We start from the raw sequence: 16,326 nt of genomic DNA on the forward strand, positions 1-16,326 counted from the left end.
GCCCTGGCAATTTGGTCTGCGCATTGTAGGGTTGTCTGAATGCGGGATTTATATAATCAATTCCGATATCGACAGCCAAAAAAATGCGAAGCGAGTCGGCGGGCGAGCGCGCGACGCCGCCGATTTTCTTTCATGCGATGCGTGCCGGAAGAGAGAAAAACCAATTGCGTCAAAGGGATGCCTTAACGTGCCGGCGCACGGGCGTGAACCGAGGCTCGTCGCGTTGCTGTGCGCGAGCGAGGACATCCTCTGCGGCGTGATAACCATATTCCCAAAACTTCGTTGGTTCGCCGGAATTCACCGTGGTTACATGGCCCCACTTTGAAGATGACAGCAGGGGCAATCATGAAACACGTATCCAAATCATCGCGAACCAGCTGGTCACGCTGGCTGAAAACGCTGCCGGTGCTCGCCGCAATGGTGGGCATCACCGCGACCTCGGTGGCCTATGCAGGCGCCGCGACGGGCGAGCCGTATCTCATCGGCGTGAGCGGACCGTTGACCGGACAGGATGCGCAATACGGCACGCAGTGGAAGCGCGGCTTCGATCTCGCATTGGAGCAGATCAACAGTGAGGGCGGCATCAAGGGCCGTCCGCTTGCTTATGACTTCGAGGATAGCCGTGGCGATCCGCGCCAGGCGGTGTCGATCGCGCAGAAGTTCGTCGGCGATCCGCGTATTCTGCTGGAGCTGGGTGACCTGTCGAGCACAACCTCGATGGCGGCCTCGCCGATCTATCAACGCGGGCAACTCGTGCAATTCGGCTTCACCAATTCGCACCCCGACTTCACCAAGGGTGGCGACTACATGTGGAGCACGGCACTCAGTCAGGCCGAGGAGCAGCCGCTGCTCGCGCACTATGCGACGAAAGAACTCGGCTTCAGGCGTATTGCCGTGCTCTATCTGAATACCGACTGGGGCCGCACCAGCAAGGACATTTTCGCCAAGGCCGCTGCGCAGGATGGCGCGCAGGTTGTCGCGGCAGAAGGTTATCAGCCGACGGAAAAAGATTTCCGCGCGACGCTGGTGCGCGTGAATGAAGCGAAGCCCGACTCGCTCGTGCTGATCTCGTACTACGCGGACGGTGCGCAGATCGTGCGCCAGGCGCGTTCGTCGGGTTTGACGCAACCGATCGCGGCGGTGGGCTCGGTGTATTCGCCGAAGTTTCTCGAACTGGGCGGCGAGGCCGTGAACGGCGTCTTCACCGAATCGAATTTCTTCCCGGGCGACAAGCGGCCTGAAGTGCAGGACTTCGTGCGGCGTTATCGCGCGAAGTACAACGGCGAACCCGATACCTTCGCCGCGCGCGCTTACGACGCGATGATCGTCTCGGCGGAAGTCATGCGCCGCTACGGTGCGACCCGTCAGGCGGTGCATGACGGTCTGAAGCAGATCAAGGATGTGCCGAGCCTGATTTTCGGCAAGGTGCAGTTCGATCAGGAGACGCGCCGCGTGGCCGGCGCGCGCAGCGTGTACCTGGTCGTCAAGGACAACCAGTTCACGCAATGGGACGGTGCGAAGCCGCAGATCGCTTCGAAATAACGTTTCAGCAATGCACAGGCAACGCCTGAGCAACGTGTCTGCTTTTCACCGGATCTGAATGCTATGGCTTCATGGCTCGACTACACGATCAACGGACTGATCGTCGGCAACATCTATGCTTTGCTGGCGGTCGGCCTCGCGCTGATTTTCGGCGTATCGCATCTGATCAACTTCGCGCACGGCTCGGTGTACATGATCGGCAGCTTTATCGGCTGGTTGTGTTTGACGCGGCTCGGTTTGCCCTTGCCGCTGGCCTTGCTGGCCGTGGTGGCCGGCTGCGGGCTGCTGGGCATCGCGATCGAGCGCATCGGCTTGCGGCCGCTGCAGGGCGCGGCGCGGATTGCTCCGCTGCTGGCGACGATCGGCATCAGCTTTGTGCTCGATCAGTGCGCGCAGTTGCTGTTCGGCGCCGATCCGCGGCCGGTGCCGAGCACGCTGCCCGAGTGGCACATTCGCCTTGGCGGCGCGACGATCGGCTCGCTGGATCTGTTGATTGCCGGCATCGGCGTGACGGCGGCTGCCGTGCTCTATGTGTTTTTGCGTTTCACGCGTTTGGGCTGGGCCGTGCGCGCCACCGCGCAGGACCGCGACGCGGCGCAGCAGATGGGCGTCAACGTCAACGGCGTCAATCAGGCGGTGTTTGCGATCGCCTGCGCGCTCGGCGGCGTGAGCGGCTTGCTGGTCGGCATGTACTACAACAGCATCGATCCGGCGATGGGCTTCCAGGCCACGCTCAAGGGCGTGGTGGCATTGCTGATCGGCGGTCTGGGCAACGTGCCGGGCGCGATTGTCGGCAGCCTGCTGCTGGGTCTGGTCGAGAGTTACGGCGTGGCGATCTTCGGCACCAGTTACCGCGATCTGTTCGCCTTCGTTTTGCTGTTGCTGTTTCTGGTGTGGCGTCCCAATGGACTCTTTAGCGGCAGCCGCCGTTTGCCGCCCGAGCCGATGACCGGCACGTTCCTGTCCGCCGGCAAAGCGGTGAAAGTGCCGCGTGCGGTGGTGATTGCGCTGACGCTGGCTGCGATCGCGCTGCCGTTCGTCGCCAGTTCGTCCTACCTCCTGCAAACACTCACCAATGCCTGGCTGTACGGAATGTTGGCGTTGAGCCTGACGCTGGTGGCGGGCACGGTCGGGCAGATTTCGCTCGGCCATGCCGCGTTGCTGGTGATCGGTGCGTACGCGTCCGCGTTGCTGTCGACGAATCTCGGCTGGTCCCCGGTCGTGACGATCTTTTGCGCCGGTCTGATCACCGCCGCGCTCGGCACGCTGCTGGTCTATCCGGCGTTCCGTTTGCGCGGCCACTACGTGTCCATTGCGACGCTCGGCATCGGCGAGGTAGTGAGTCTTGTGATTCTCAACTGGGACAGTCTGACGCGCGGCCCGCTTGGTATCGCCGGTATTGCGCCATTGTCGGTATTCGGCTGGACGCCGGATAGCGCGCGTGCGATCTACTGGTTCGCGCTGGGCGTGCTGATCGTGCTGGCGCTCCTGCAAACACGGTTGTTGGGCTCGCATCTGGGCCGTACGCTGCGTGCGATTCGCGAAGACGAAGTCGCCGCGCGCTCGCACGGTATTCGCCCGAACCGCTACAAGGCGATCGCATTTGCGTTCGGCGGACTGGCGGCCGGCATCAGCGGCGGGATAGCGGCGCATCTGTATAGCTACATCAACAACCAGACCTTCGACTCGCAAGTATCCATCCTCGCGTTGACGATGGTGATTCTCGGCGGTCTCGGCAACGTGCTGGGCGGCATTGTCGGCGCGGTTGCGCTGATCGGCTTGCCGGAGATTTTTCGCTGGGCCGCCGACTACCGGATGCTGATCTACGGCCTGGTATTGCTGCTGCTGGTGCGGTTCAGGCCGCAAGGGTTGCTGGGAACGGTATGACGGAGCGCACATGACACAGATTCTTCTCGACGTGCGCGGCGTGACGCGGCGCTTCGGCGGACTGACCGCGGTGAACGGCGTCGATCTTTCGATTGCGGAAGGCGAACTCGTCAGCGTGATCGGGCCGAACGGCGCGGGCAAGTCGACACTGTTCAATCTGATCACCGGGCTCGACACGCCGGACGCAGGCAGCGTGCAATTCGACGGCCGCGACATTACCGGCGTGCGGCCGGAAAAACTAGCCGCGCTCGGACTTGCGCGGACGTTTCAGCATGGCCGCGTGTTCGGCAATCTGAGCGTGCTCGACAACGTGTTGATCGGCGCGCATGCGCGTTTGCGCGCCACCCGCACGGGTTGGCCGGTTGTCGGCGCGATTGCCGAAGTCGCGCGCGCCCTGATCGGACCCGCGTCGATCCGCCGTGAAGACGCGGCGCTGCGCGATGAAGTGCGCGAGATCATCGCGGGATTCGGCGAGCGCCTGACGCCGCGCACCGATCACCCGGCGCATAGCCTGTCCTATGCGAACCGGCGGCGCGTCGAGATTGCCCGCGCGCTTGCCTTGCATCCACGCATCCTGTTGCTGGATGAGCCGACCGCCGGCATGAACGAGTCCGAGACCGCCGAAATGCTGGTGCTGATTCAGCAACTGAAAGCACGCGGACTGACCATCCTGCTGATCGAACACAAGCTCGACATGGTGATGCGTTTATCGGATCGCGTGATCGTACTCGACAACGGCGGGAAAATCGCTGAAGGGCTGCCGCGTGACGTACGCAATGATCCGCGCGTGATCGAAGCGTATCTGGGGCATCGCAATGTCGGCGGCGCGGCGGCTGTGCGCGTCGCGGCCTGAACTTCTGGAACATCGACGATGAGCGACGCTCTACTGAAACTCGAACACATCGAGACGTTTTACGGCCCTGTCCAGGTGCATTTCGACGTCAATTTTCAAGTGCGGCGCGGGCAGATCGTGAGCTTGCTCGGCGGCAATGCGAGCGGCAAATCTACCACGATGAAGCTGATTCTCGGTCTGCACAAGCCGCGCTCGGGCAGCATAACGTTCGAAGGCGAGGCGATCACAGGACTCAGCACGCCGCAGATCGTGCGGCGCGGCGTTGGCTCGGTGCCGGAGGCGCGGCGGCTGTTTGGCGACATGACGGTGCGTGAGAATCTGCTGATGGGTGCCTATACGCGGCGCGACCGCGCTGCCATCGACGAAGACTACGAGCGTGTGCTAGGCCTTTTCCCGCGGGTGAACGAGCGCTTGGCGCAAAAGGCCGGCACGCTTTCCGGCGGCGAGCAGCAGATGCTGGCCATGGCGCGCGCGCTGATGAGCCGGCCGAAACTGATCTGCATGGACGAACCCACGATGGGTTTGTCGCCGCTTTACGTCGATAAAGTGCTGGAGTTGATCGACACGATCAACCAGCAAGGCGTGACGTTCTTCATGGTCGAACAGAATGCCAGCCTCGCGCTGGAGATCGCGCATTACGGCTACGTGCTGCAGACCGGCCGCGTCGTGCTCGAAGGCACGGCTGAATCGCTGCTCGGTGATGAGCGGATCCGTGACGCGTATCTCGGGGGTGAGGCCGCGGCGACGACTGCGTCCTGACGCGCTTGACTTGGTGTGCCGGATGCTGGGCACTGGGCACCGGACATGGCGGGCGGTTTGTGCGGTTGCCGATTCGACTGCCCGTGCTTGGCGCCGCGTAGCAATATGCGCATGCTTTGCTTTGCTTTGCTTTGCTTTGCGTTGCGTTGCGTTGCGTTGCGTTGCGCTGCGTTGCGCTGCGTTGCGATGCAATGCGTTGCGATGAATTGCTTTGCGCGGGGCCCCGGTGGGCTGATCGTCAATCACGCGCTTATCGCGAAAGCCGCCTCAAAGATCGAACTGGTCGAATTCGCTTTGCAGCTCGCGGTTACGTGCAACGCGCTCGTCGATGCCCGGTCCGAGCCGTTCGACAATCGCCGAAATCAGCAGGTTGAACAGGCACGTGAGCGGCGCCAGCGAATCCCAGAACTGACCGACATCGGTCTTCACCTGCAAAAGATCACCGTCGAAGTCGCGTGCCCACGGACAGTAAATGTCGGTGACGAGCGCGAAGGGCAGGCCACGGCGCGTGGCCGCCTCGCAATAGCGGCGCGCGATCATCGAATAGGCGCGCGTATCGGTAACGATCAGATACGGCGACTTGAACCCGGAGTTCAGCGAATCGACGTATGACCCCGACATGCCGTCGGAATAGAACACGCGCGGGCGGATGTACTCGAGGTAACTGTAGAACGCATTGCTGATGCCACGCGTGGACTGAATGCCGAGGATATAGACGGCATCCGCGTTTGAGATGCGCTCGGCCACGCGGGCAAACACCGGCGATTGCGCGAGCTGGTAGACATGCTGGATCGCACCGATTTCAAGTTCGAGCGAGTGGCCGAGCGCCGGGTTGGGGGCGGGGTTGGCAACCTCGGCCCCGCTTGCTGACGATGTGGTTTCTTCGTGCTGGCCGGAGGCGCGGCGAAACGCGTCGAGGCGGTCGGTAATCAGCCACGGGCGCTCCTGCGCGCCGCGCAACTCGCGCTTCAGGTCATCCAGGTTCTGGTAGCCGATGCTGCGCAAGAACCGGCCCACGGAGATGCCGCTGGTGCCGGCTTGCTGGGCGATCTGGTCGGCGTTTTCAAGGCCAAGCCGGTCGAGATTCGCCAGCATGTAGCTGGCGACGCGCTTGGAGGTGGGCGTGAGTTCGGCAAAGCGGGCTTCGACGGTTTGAGCAAAAGCGGTCGGCATCTTGGTCGCAGCGCGAGTGGTGGGTCGATATCGAGATGATGACATATTCATCCGACAGCCGACCCCGCTCAGTCCCGAAAATCAGGGAACGCATGTGCGGCCGAGATGCCGTTCAGACAGCCGGCCGCACCGGCGCGCTTCGGGAGAAGCGCCGCGCGCCCGCCACACACGCCACTACCACGACGGTCACCAGGATCATCGCGGGAGGCACCTGTTCGTGCAGCAGCAAGCCGGCGAGCAGCAGACCGAAGAACGGCTGCAGCAACTGCAGTTGCCCGACCCCTGCGATGCCGCCGAGCGCCAGGCCGCGATACCAGAACACGAAGCCGATCAGCATGCTGAAGAGCGACACGTACGCGAGCGCCCATAGCGCCGCGTGGCTCACGCCGTCAAACGAAGCAGGCCGCGTCCACCAGGCGAGCGGCAGCATCACCGGCAGCGACAGCACGAGTGCCCACGAAATGACTTGCCAGCCGCCGAGATGGCGCGACAGCCGCGCGCCTTCGGCATAACCCAGACCGCAGAGGACGATCGCCGCGAGCATCAGCGCATCGCCGACCGGCGACGCGTCGAGCCCATGACGCAAGGCGAACGCGACCACTGCGCCACTGCCGAGCGCGGAGAACAGCCAGAACGCCGGCTGCGGGCGCTCGCCGCCGCGCAGCACGCCAAAAATCGCGGTGGAAAGCGGCAGGAGTCCGACGAACACCACGGCGTGCGCTGCGCTCACGTGACGCAGCGCGAGGGCAGTCAGCAGCGGAAAGCCGACCACCACGCCGAGCGCGACCACCACTAGCGGGATGAGGTCGCGCTTGACAGGTCGGGCCTGGCGAAACACCAGCAGTAGCAGGAGACCCAGCGTGCCCGCGATGGTGGCGCGCGCGACCGTCAGAAACACCGGATCGAGGCCCTGCACGGCGATGCGGGTGGCGGGTAGCGAGCCGCTGAAAATCAATACACCCACCATGCCGCTCACCCAGCCGTTCGTTGTCTTGTCCATCGAAAGAGTCCATGCGCATTGAAAATGGAACCTGCAGCATGCGCTTTCGAGCGGCAAAGGGTAAGCTACGGATCAGTACAATTCGTACAAACTGTACCGAACATGGAGCAGTACAGATGGCGGAAAGCGATAACAACCGGGCGGTCTTGGGCGCGTCGGCGGGCACGCGGGTCGGCACGGTGATGGACAGCTTGCGCGAGCGCATCGCGAGCCGTTCGCTGATGCCGGGCGCGCGCGTGCCGTCGATCCGCGTGATGACCGAGACACTCGGCGTGTCGAAGTCGACCGTGGTGGAGGCGTACGACCGGTTGGTCGCGGAAGGCGTGATCGTGGCGCGGCGCGGTTCGGGCTTTTTCGTGTCCGGCCATGCGCCACCCCTCGCGCTGGCCGATCTCGGGCCACGGCTGGATCGCGAGGTCGATCCGCTGTGGCTCACGCGGCAGTCGCTGGAGGCCGGTGCGAAGGTGTTCAAGCCGGGCTGCGGCTGGATGCCGCCTTCGTGGCTGCCGGAAGACGGCGTGCGCCGCGCGTTGCGTGCCGTGGCGCGCGATCCGCAGTCGCCGCTCGCCGAATACGCGAGTCCGCGTGGTTTGCCCGCGCTGCGTCAGCAACTCGCCTGGCGGCTCGCGCAGCACGGCGTGGAAGCGCCGCCCGAGCAGATCGTGCTGACCGACGGCGGCACGCACGCGCTCGATCTGGTCTGCCGCTTTCTGCTCGAACCCGGCGACACGGTCCTGATCGACGATCCGTGCTACTTCAATTTCCAGGCGCTGCTGCGCGCGCATCGCGTGCGCATCGTCGGTGTGCCTTATACGCCGTCCGGGCCGGATCTGGCGGCATTCGAGCGGGCGCTGATCGAACACCGCCCGCGGCTCTATGTGACCAATTCCGCGATCCACAATCCAACTGGCGCCACGCTTGCGCCGGCCGTTGCGCATCGGCTGCTGAAGCTGGCGGGGGAGCACAACGTGCTGATCGTCGAGGACGATATTTTCGCGGACTTCGAAGACGAACCCGCGCCGCGTCTTGCGGCGTTCGACGGTCTCGCGCGGGTGGTCTCGATCGGCAGCTTTTCGAAGACCTTGTCCGCGGCTGTGCGCTGCGGTTATATCGCGGCGCGCAGCGAATGGATCGAGCCGCTGGTCGATCTGAAGCTGGCCACCTCGTTCGGCAATGGCCAGCTCGCGGCGAGCGTCGTACATCGTTTGCTGGTGGATGGTACTTACCGGCGGCATCTGGAATCGATGCGCGCGAAGCTCGCGGACGCCATGGGCGAGACGATCAGACGGCTGGGTTATGCCGGCCTTGAAGTGTGGACGCGGCCACGTGCAGGCATATTCGTATGGGCGCGCCTGCCGGATGCGCTCGACGCCGCCGATATCGCGCGTCACGCGTTAACTGAGAGTGTGGTGTTCGCGCCGGGCAATGTGTTCAGCGCGTCGCATTCGGCGGCCGGCTTCCTGCGTTTCAACGTGTCGCAATGCAACCGGCCGAAGGTGTACGAGGCGCTGCAACGGGCGATGGACGTGTCGGCCGCAGCGAAAGAGCGTGTCTGAACGCGCGCGCCTCGCTACGCGACGTTACTTGCACAGCAACAGCAGACGCTCCTGATCCGAGCAGGAGGCGCGTGGTTTCTGCGCGGCTTGCGCCGCTGTCGCGCTGATCGCCGCACTCTTGTTCGCAAGACACGCGCGCAGATGTTTTTCCACCGGCCCGTAGTATTTCCAGCCGCGCACGAGAGGCGGCAATTCGAGTTTCACCTGCTTCCACTTCGGGTGCCCGTGCTCCTGCAGATTGTCGAAGTTGGCGCAGAGCGAGTCCGCAAAGTGATTCAGATTACCGACGGTATCGCGCAGACCGTAATCGTAAGTGACGAGAAAGGCCTTGACCGTTAGCGTGGGGACATCTTCCTTCAGCCAGTTCGGATAGCTGGTCGCACGCAGCGTCGTGGGGAAATACGTTTGCTTCGCACGGGCGGTTTCGGGCGCGTTGGGATCGATCTTCAGCGGGCGGATCTGTTGCAGCAGTTCGGGATTCATGTCGTTGAACAGTTTTGCCGGCTGCCCGACCACAATGATCGCAACGTCCACCTTCCTGACGATCAATGCGGCCAGCGCATCTTCGTTGCTCAGGTGCTGGATGTTCTGCTCGGGAATCGCCTGTCCGAACATCAGGTGATAGAGCGTCGTGGCGGTCTGGGCCGTGCCGCTGCCGAGCAGGCCCACGCTGATGCTCTTGTCCTTGATGTCGGCGAAGGTTTTCATCGGCGAGTCCGCGCGCACCACGACGTTAATTTCCTCGTCGTAGAGCGGCATGATGAGCCGCAGCGGCCGGATTGTCGTGCCCGCGTCGGCATTGCCGGTGTTGGCCATGTCGATGAAGGCCTGATACACGTCGGACTGCACCAGCGCGAGCTTCACGCCCGGCTCGAAGCGCATGCGCTGCACGTTTTCAGCCGAACCCTTCGACGCCAGCACTTCCAGATCGATGCCCGCCGGCTGGGCCACCCATTTCGACAGATCCTGGCCGATCTGAATATAGGTGCCCCGTTCCGGACCGGTGACGATCTTGTAGTGCGCTGGCTCCGCGCCGGCAAACGAGGACATGATCATTAGCGCCAGCCCCAGCCATCCCGCCAGAAGTCTCTTCAGCATGATCGATCTACCTATCGTTCAGGGTTGAACAGCCTCTTGCGCCGGCGCGCGCGAAGCACCGGCGAGCCGGCCTGCCTTCTCATGTTCAATGTATTGCGCCTGCCATGTCCGTCTGTTGCCGCTCAGAGGGCACGCGAAACGCCAGTGCGATCGGGCGTGCCATGCTTCATGTGATCAGTCAGACAAATCGGTCTTGCGAACGGCTATGAGATTCGGTATCCGAACGATTTATCGAAGACCGGAATACCTGTTTACGCATGCGGCTTGAGCGGCGCCCAACCTGTCTCGCGAATCACACGCTCGAGGATCGATTTAGCGGTGTCGTTGCCCGTGTCGATCGCGAGCGCCTCGTTGGCGTGCTGGCGTGCACAACTCCACGACTGCTGCGAAACACATAGTTGCGCGGCCTGCAACGCGGCGTCGCGGCGCGCGGCGAGCGGCTTCAAGTCGGTCTGCAGGCTTTGTGCGTCGGCGTTGCCGGGTTGCAGCGTCTGTGCTGCGCCGAGCGCCGCTTGTGTCGCGGAGAGATCGTTGGCGTGGAAGGCCAGACGCGCTGCCTGCAGCGCTTGCGCGGCATCGCGGAACTGCGGCGCCGCTGGTTTTATGGGCGCTGCGGGCGGTGGTGGCGCGATGGGCGTGGCTACGATTGCCGGTGTGGTCGTGGCGGGACTGGCAGGGGCAGTCGGCTTAATCGCAGCAGTCTGATTCGTCGACTGAGATGGGGCGTATAGCGCAATCGTGCCGGTTGCCGTCCTGGCATCCTGAGGATTGTCCGCGGTCTGCTCCGTGCTGCCGGTTTGCGATTCGTGGTTGTCGCTGTATAGCGTGAAGGCGCCATACGCTAGTCCGATTGCGCCAATCGCCACGATTGCGAGTAGCACCCGGCGCATCGGGAACATGCCGCGGCTGACGGCATACGGCGGATCGGCGAGCTGCGGAATCGGCACATCCGAAGACTCGAGTACCGGCGCTTGTATCGGATCGGGTATGGGAGGTTCGAGAGGCGCGGCTTCACCGGTAATCGCAGTCTGCGCGGCGAGGCCGGCTTCATCCAGTTGGGTCGGATCAAAGCCGTTTTTTTGCGCTGTCTTGCTGACAGCACTGGCGCGGCTGCCGGGAATCACAACGCGCTTGTGCGGGCCGGCGTCAAGCGGATGCACCGCGCCGCAATACGGGCAATAGTCGACTTGCCGGTACAGCGCACCGCCGCAGCGTTTGCAAGGCGTCGGGAAACTATGGCCGAGTATTGTCTGGGTGGACATGCTGTGGACCCACCTGTGGAAAACGGTGCCGTTACGGCATGCTCCCGATCGTGCTGACGCAGGCGTAATGTCCGCGGAAACCACGATCGACATGCGCTGAAGAATCCTGGGACGCAAGTCCTCGCTTGCGGTGCCGCTGATTGCAATATGTGGCGTTTCAATGAGAACGTCAATCGACGTTCTTACCTACTTTATATACGGTGAGCACATTTGTAGGTACGACGAAACACTGCATATGTCGGTAGGACGAATGGGCCGATGATTTTTTTCATATCGCTTGTGCCGTCCTAGCGCACAGGCGACGAAGCAAATGGAGCGATGGCGGAATTGGCAGAACGAAATGGAACGAAATGGTCGCGATGAAAACAGAGCGAGGTCGAAGCGCGCGGCGTTCGACCTCTTCATCAAGCGTTTGCAGAAAACGTTTGTTGGAAACGGGATGCCGGATCAGTGCTTGCGCAGCGGATGATCCTTCAGAAACCATGCAAGTGCAAAGGCCAGCACGACGACGCAGGCCGCCGACAGATACACCGTGTGCAATGCACCGGCAAACGCTTGCAGATAATCGTCGCGCAATGCTTCAGGCAACTGGTGGATGGCTGCCGGTCCGAGCGTGTGCGGCAATTCGGTGTCGGGCGGAATCAGTTTTTCCAGACGCGCGGCGAGGCCGTTCGAAAACACCGCACCAAAACTGGCGACGCCGATCGAGCCGCCGATCGAACGGAACAGCGTGGCTCCCGACGTGGCAACACCCATGTGCTTGAACTCGACCGTGTTTTGCACGGCGAGAATCAGCACCTGCATCACCATGCCGAGGCCGAAGCCGAGAATGCCCATGTCGATATACATCACACGAATGGGTGTGTTGATCTGCAGGCGTGCGAGCAGCAGCATGGCGATGGCCACGAGGAACGTGCCGGCGATCGGGAACATGCGGTACTTGCCGATCTTGCTGATCAGGCGCCCGGTCACCATCGACATCACGAACAGACCGCCCATCATCGGCAGCATCTGCATGCCGGCTTCGGTCGGCGTCGAGCCTTTGACCACTTGCAAATACAGCGGCAGGAACGTGACCGAGCCGAATAGCGACACGCCGATGATGAAGCCGATCAGACTGCTCAGCAAAAACGTCCGCTGTTTGAAGAGCTCGAGCGGCATGATCGGTTCGACGGCAGTGCGCTCTTCGTGGATGAAGCCCCAGATCGCTACCAGCCCCATCCCCAGCGTGAACCACAACTGCGGCGACGACCACGGCAGAATCGTGCCGCCCTGGCTCGTGAACAGGATGATGCAGGTGAGCGCGCCTGCGAGAAACGCGGCGCCCATGTAGTCGATGGTGTGCTTCACATGCCGCACGTGCGGTTTGAAGACCGCACCGATGACAGCCAGCGAGATAATGCCAAGCGGCAGGTTGATGTAGAAAATCCAGCGCCATGACAGGTGCTCGACGAGAAAGCCGCCGAGCAGCGGCCCGACCACTGTCGCGAGACCGAACACGCCGCCGAATACACCCTGGAAGCGGCCGCGTTCAGCCGGCGGAATCACGTCCGCGATGGCGGCCATCGTCACGACTAGCAGACCGCCGCCGCCGAGCCCTTGCAGCGCGCGCAGCATGATCAACTGCGTCATGTTCTGGGCGATGCCGCACAGCGCGGAGCCGACGAGGAACACGACGATCGCCGTCTGCAGCACGATCTTGCGGCCGAACAGATCGCCGAATTTGCCATACAGCGGCACAACGATGGTCGAGCTGAGCAGGTAGGCGGTGACCACCCACGAGAGGTTGTTGAGGCCGCCGAGTTCGCCGACGATAGTCGGCAGCGCCGTCGAGACGATCGTCTGATCGAGCGCGGCGAGCAGCATGACCAGCAGCAGCGCCGGAAACAGCAACCGGATCGGCGGGTGGCCGGTGGCCTGCGGGCCGGATTGCGCTTCGGGTTGCGCATCGGGCCGCGTCAGTCCGGCGGGTTGAGTCGTTGTCGATTGTTCCATGGCGCCACGGTGTTGAAATTAATTAATTCAGAGATTAATATATGCGACATCGCGTCACTCGTCAAATTGAATGCAATGGCAAGGATTCCGTCAGATGACCGGGAAGTGAAACGCGCGCCGCGCAGTGCGGCCGCTGTGAAGGCACGCAGGCTGTCGAAACCGGCGGCGTCAGTCGTAGTGAGCGATTCTACTGACGCTCCAGATTCCGCGCCGCCGCCTGCGTCCACGCGTCGCCCCGGAAGGCCATCGGGTTCGGCGCGCGGCCCGGAGCAGCGCAGCCGTCTGCTGGACGCCGCGCTCGCCTTGTTCGCGCGGCAGGGCATCGTCGACACCACGCTCGGGGAAATTGCCCGCGAGGCGGGTTTCACGCCCGCGATGATGCATTACTACTTCAAGACGCGCGATCAGCTGCTCGACGTGTTGATCGATGAGCGTTTCGCTCCGCTGCGCGCAGGGCTTGGCGTGCCGTTTCAGGAACATCCCGACGACCCGGTGGCAGCCATCACGCAACTCACGCAGCGTCTGGTGAAGACGGCGAGCGACCATCCGTGGTTTCCATCGCTGTGGGTGCGCGAAGTGATCAGCGACGGCGGCCTGCTGCGCCAGCGCATGCATGAACGGTTCGGCGATACGAATCAGAAGGCGTCGCTGTCAGCCATCGCGCGCTGGCAGAAGGAAGGTCGCCTGAATGCCGGGCTGGAGCCGTCGCTGGTGTTCGTCACGCTGCTGGGTATGACGATTCTGCCGTTGGCTGCCTCGAAGCTGTGGCGTAACGATCCCGCGCGGCGCAATATCGGCAGCGAAGAAATTGCGCGGCATGCGGTTGCCTTGCTGGTGCAGGGCGTCGGTCCCGGTCCCGGCAAAGCGAACTGACGCCCCCGCTGACGCAACAGCAAAACTCACGAAGCCGCCGCGGCACGCAACGTGCTACCTAGAAGTGGACATGAACGCCGCGCAAGAGATGCAACAGCGCCGGCGTCGCAACAGAACATGAATGTCAGAACAGACGCTGGGGCGGGCAAGGCGGTAGACATGGGTTTGCATCAGCCGCTACGGCGAATCGGGTGTCGGCATCGGTCAGCCAGTGCAATGGGGCCGAGGGCCGATTTTTCATCGGCGTGCAATTTTGGCGCGTTACTGTGCGCACGCGTTGCGCCCAGGCCATGTTCTACAATCGCGGGCCTGCATGCAACTCGACGCCTGAAATCGAGTCGGAACCATGAACAGCCATACCGCAGCAGCGCAAATCAGCGGCAAACAGCAAGACGATACGTTGGCCGCGTCTGACGGCCTAACCGGTTTTTTAGAGCAACAACAGAACATGAACGGAGCATTGAGACTCGATCAGGCCACGATCGTGCTCGTCGAAGACGACCCGGATAGCCGGGAATCACTGGCCTTGTTACTCGAGGCGGAAGGGGCGCATGTCGTCGCCGTGGCGGATGCGGAAGAGGGCGTCGAAGCGGCGCTGCGGCTGTTGCCGGACGCCGTGGTGTGCGACCTCGACTTGCCTGCCATGGATGGCTTTTATCTGATCCAGCGGCTGCGCGATCACGAGATTCGCGGTGACCACGCGCCTTCGGTGGCCGTGGCGCTCACGGGCCATACCGACGATGCTTACCGCTTACGCAGCATCGGCGAAGGCTTCCAGCATTTCATGACCAAGCCGGCATTGCCCGAAGACCTCGTGACATTGCTGCACGACGCGATCGACGCTCGCGCGGCGGGCTGAGAGGTTCGGCGGCCGGACGGCGGTTTCTTGCCGCAGAGCCGTGCAGGGCACGCTTTGGTCTGCTGAAACGGCCTGCAATCAGGATGCGATTCCGATTGCGGGCGTCGTTGTCATTTGGCCGCGGCGACAGGTGCAGCAGCACTGGCGCTGGCCGCTTCCACTGCCTGACAGGCGGAACACAATCCCTTCAATTCGATTTCATCGCTGGCAAGGCGGTAACCCGCGTCTTCTATTTGAGCGACGAGCGCCTGGCGCAGCTTCGGCTGATGCAGCTCGGTGACGTTGCCGCATTGCTGGCAAACCACCAGAATGCCGTGCTGGCATTGCGTCAGGTCGTGACAGACGGTGAACGCATTGATCGATTCGATTCGGTGCACGAGCCCTGCCGAGAGCAGAAAGTCCAGCGCCCGGTAAACCGTGGGCGGCGCCGAGCCGGGGTGGATCTGGCGCATGTCGTCGAGCAGCGAATAAGCTTTGGTGGCGCGCCCGGAATTCAGCAGCAATTCGAGCACTTTACGGCGGATCGGCGTGAGTTTTTCGCCGCGTTCGCGGCAATATTCGTCCGCGAGAGTCAGTGCGGCTTCCTGCGATTTACCGTGCCCACCATGCAAATGCCCCGGCTCATGATGATGAGCGGAGGCGGCAGGGGTGGCTTTCTCGGTGGTCGCGGCGGGCTTGGCGGTCTTCATGCGTCGATTATAAAGGCCATCGTGCCTGGCTGTGCCGCTGTGCGTTGAGCCTGCCGCCCGCGGCTGGGCGCAGCGGCGAGGCATGGGCCCGCTCAGAGGCTTACGTCAAGGGCTTACCCCAAGGGCTTACGTCAGCGGGAAATCAACGTATTTCTTGAAACCCGGGCGCGTCGCAATCCGCGAGTACCACCGCTCCAGATTCGGCAGCGGCGGACGCTCGACGCCGTCCAGCCCGAACCAGCGTTTCGCGTACGCCCCGATCACGATATCGGCGAGCGTGAACTTCTCGCCTTCGAGGAAGAAGCGGCCTTGCAGATGATTGTCCAGCAGGCGCCACAGCAACGTGACCGCGCCGAAGTCGCTGGCGAGCTTGTTGGCGTCGCGGTCTGCGGCCGGCGTACGCACGAGGGCCCAGAACACCGGTTTTTCCGCGGGTTGCAGCGTGGTGAGCGACCAGTCGAGCCAGCGGTCGATGCTGGCGCGCAGCTTCGGATCGGACGGATACAGGAGGTTCGATTCGTCGTATTGCAAGACCAGATAGCGCAGGATCGAGTTCGATTCCCACAGCACGAAGTCATCGTCGACCAGCGTCGGAATTTTACCGGTCGGGTTCATGGCCAGATAGTCGGGCTCGTTATTGCGGCCGAATTGCAGGCCCGCGTCGATGCGTTCGTATGGCAGCACCAGTTCGTCGCAACACCACAAGACTTTCTGTACGTTGACTGAATTGGTGCGTCCCCAGATCGTGATCATCCGGTCAATCCTTTCTTTATATTGACA

The 16,326-nt window shown here is 62.7% G+C and carries 14 protein-coding genes; 7 read left to right on the top strand and 7 right to left on the bottom strand.

What is annotated here, in order from left to right:
* Positions 1 to 345: 345 nt before the first annotated feature.
* The 4 genes from PQQ95_RS27330 (at position 346) to PQQ95_RS27345 (ending at position 5,041) form a co-directional block, all read left to right on the top strand.
* Positions 346 to 1,542, top strand: a complete 1,197-nt coding sequence (locus PQQ95_RS27330) for an ABC transporter substrate-binding protein (RefSeq protein ID WP_408443026.1) — start codon at positions 346 to 348, stop codon at positions 1,540 to 1,542.
* Between the two features lie 63 nt (positions 1,543 to 1,605).
* Complete coding sequence (locus tag PQQ95_RS27335; protein WP_408443029.1) at positions 1,606 to 3,429, top strand: ABC transporter permease; 1,824 nt, start codon at positions 1,606 to 1,608, stop codon at positions 3,427 to 3,429.
* A gap of 10 nt (positions 3,430 to 3,439) precedes the next feature.
* Positions 3,440 to 4,282 carry an ABC transporter ATP-binding protein gene (locus PQQ95_RS27340; protein WP_408443031.1) on the top strand — a complete coding sequence of 281 codons (843 nt, stop codon included), beginning with the start codon at positions 3,440 to 3,442 and terminating at the stop codon, positions 4,280 to 4,282.
* Positions 4,283 to 4,300: 18 nt separating this feature from the next.
* Complete coding sequence (locus tag PQQ95_RS27345; protein ID WP_408443034.1) at positions 4,301 to 5,041, top strand: ABC transporter ATP-binding protein; 741 nt, start codon at positions 4,301 to 4,303, stop codon at positions 5,039 to 5,041.
* 267 nt (positions 5,042 to 5,308) lie between these two features.
* Here PQQ95_RS27345 and sapR read toward each other — a convergent pair whose 3' ends face one another.
* On the bottom strand, positions 5,309 to 6,214 hold the full coding sequence (sapR, locus tag PQQ95_RS27350; RefSeq protein ID WP_408443037.1) for a sap1 transcriptional regulator SapR: 906 nt from the start codon (positions 6,212 to 6,214) through the stop codon (positions 5,309 to 5,311).
* Positions 6,215 to 6,326: 112 nt separating this feature from the next.
* Positions 6,327 to 7,214, bottom strand: a complete 888-nt coding sequence (locus PQQ95_RS27355) for a DMT family transporter (protein ID WP_408443040.1) — start codon at positions 7,212 to 7,214, stop codon at positions 6,327 to 6,329.
* Positions 7,215 to 7,330: 116 nt separating this feature from the next.
* Between PQQ95_RS27355 and PQQ95_RS27360 the strand changes: the two genes are divergently transcribed.
* Complete coding sequence (locus PQQ95_RS27360; protein WP_408443042.1) at positions 7,331 to 8,770, top strand: aminotransferase-like domain-containing protein; 1,440 nt, start codon at positions 7,331 to 7,333, stop codon at positions 8,768 to 8,770.
* Positions 8,771 to 8,794: 24 nt separating this feature from the next.
* Here the strand turns inward: PQQ95_RS27360 and PQQ95_RS27365 are convergent, their stop codons facing one another.
* From PQQ95_RS27365 to PQQ95_RS27375, 3 genes are all read right to left on the bottom strand, one after another.
* A complete protein-coding gene (locus tag PQQ95_RS27365) occupies positions 8,795 to 9,868 on the bottom strand; it encodes a TAXI family TRAP transporter solute-binding subunit (protein WP_408443045.1) in 1,074 nt (357 codons plus the stop codon).
* A gap of 251 nt (positions 9,869 to 10,119) precedes the next feature.
* Positions 10,120 to 11,130, bottom strand: a complete 1,011-nt coding sequence (locus tag PQQ95_RS27370; protein ID WP_408443046.1) for a hypothetical protein — start codon at positions 11,128 to 11,130, stop codon at positions 10,120 to 10,122.
* Positions 11,131 to 11,577: 447 nt separating this feature from the next.
* Positions 11,578 to 13,125 carry an MDR family MFS transporter gene (locus tag PQQ95_RS27375; RefSeq protein ID WP_408443049.1) on the bottom strand — a complete coding sequence of 516 codons (1,548 nt, stop codon included), beginning with the start codon at positions 13,123 to 13,125 and terminating at the stop codon, positions 11,578 to 11,580.
* Positions 13,126 to 13,200: 75 nt separating this feature from the next.
* On the opposite strand from PQQ95_RS27375, the gene PQQ95_RS27380 reads away from it, so the two are divergent.
* Positions 13,201 to 13,998 carry a TetR/AcrR family transcriptional regulator gene (locus PQQ95_RS27380; protein WP_408443052.1) on the top strand — a complete coding sequence of 266 codons (798 nt, stop codon included), beginning with the start codon at positions 13,201 to 13,203 and terminating at the stop codon, positions 13,996 to 13,998.
* 346 nt (positions 13,999 to 14,344) lie between these two features.
* Positions 14,345 to 14,857, top strand: a complete 513-nt coding sequence (locus PQQ95_RS27385) for a response regulator (RefSeq protein WP_408443055.1) — start codon at positions 14,345 to 14,347, stop codon at positions 14,855 to 14,857.
* 110 nt (positions 14,858 to 14,967) lie between these two features.
* Here the strand turns inward: PQQ95_RS27385 and PQQ95_RS27390 are convergent, their stop codons facing one another.
* On the bottom strand, positions 14,968 to 15,546 hold the full coding sequence (locus PQQ95_RS27390) for a Fur family transcriptional regulator (RefSeq protein ID WP_408443058.1): 579 nt from the start codon (positions 15,544 to 15,546) through the stop codon (positions 14,968 to 14,970).
* Positions 15,547 to 15,672: 126 nt separating this feature from the next.
* Entirely contained in the window at positions 15,673 to 16,299 is a 627-nt protein-coding gene (locus tag PQQ95_RS27395) for a glutathione S-transferase family protein (RefSeq protein ID WP_408443061.1), read from the bottom strand.
* Positions 16,300 to 16,326: the final 27 nt, after the last annotated feature.

Source organism: Paraburkholderia caffeinilytica, assembly GCF_046030355.1.
Lineage (GTDB): Bacteria > Pseudomonadota > Gammaproteobacteria > Burkholderiales > Burkholderiaceae > Paraburkholderia > Paraburkholderia caffeinilytica_B.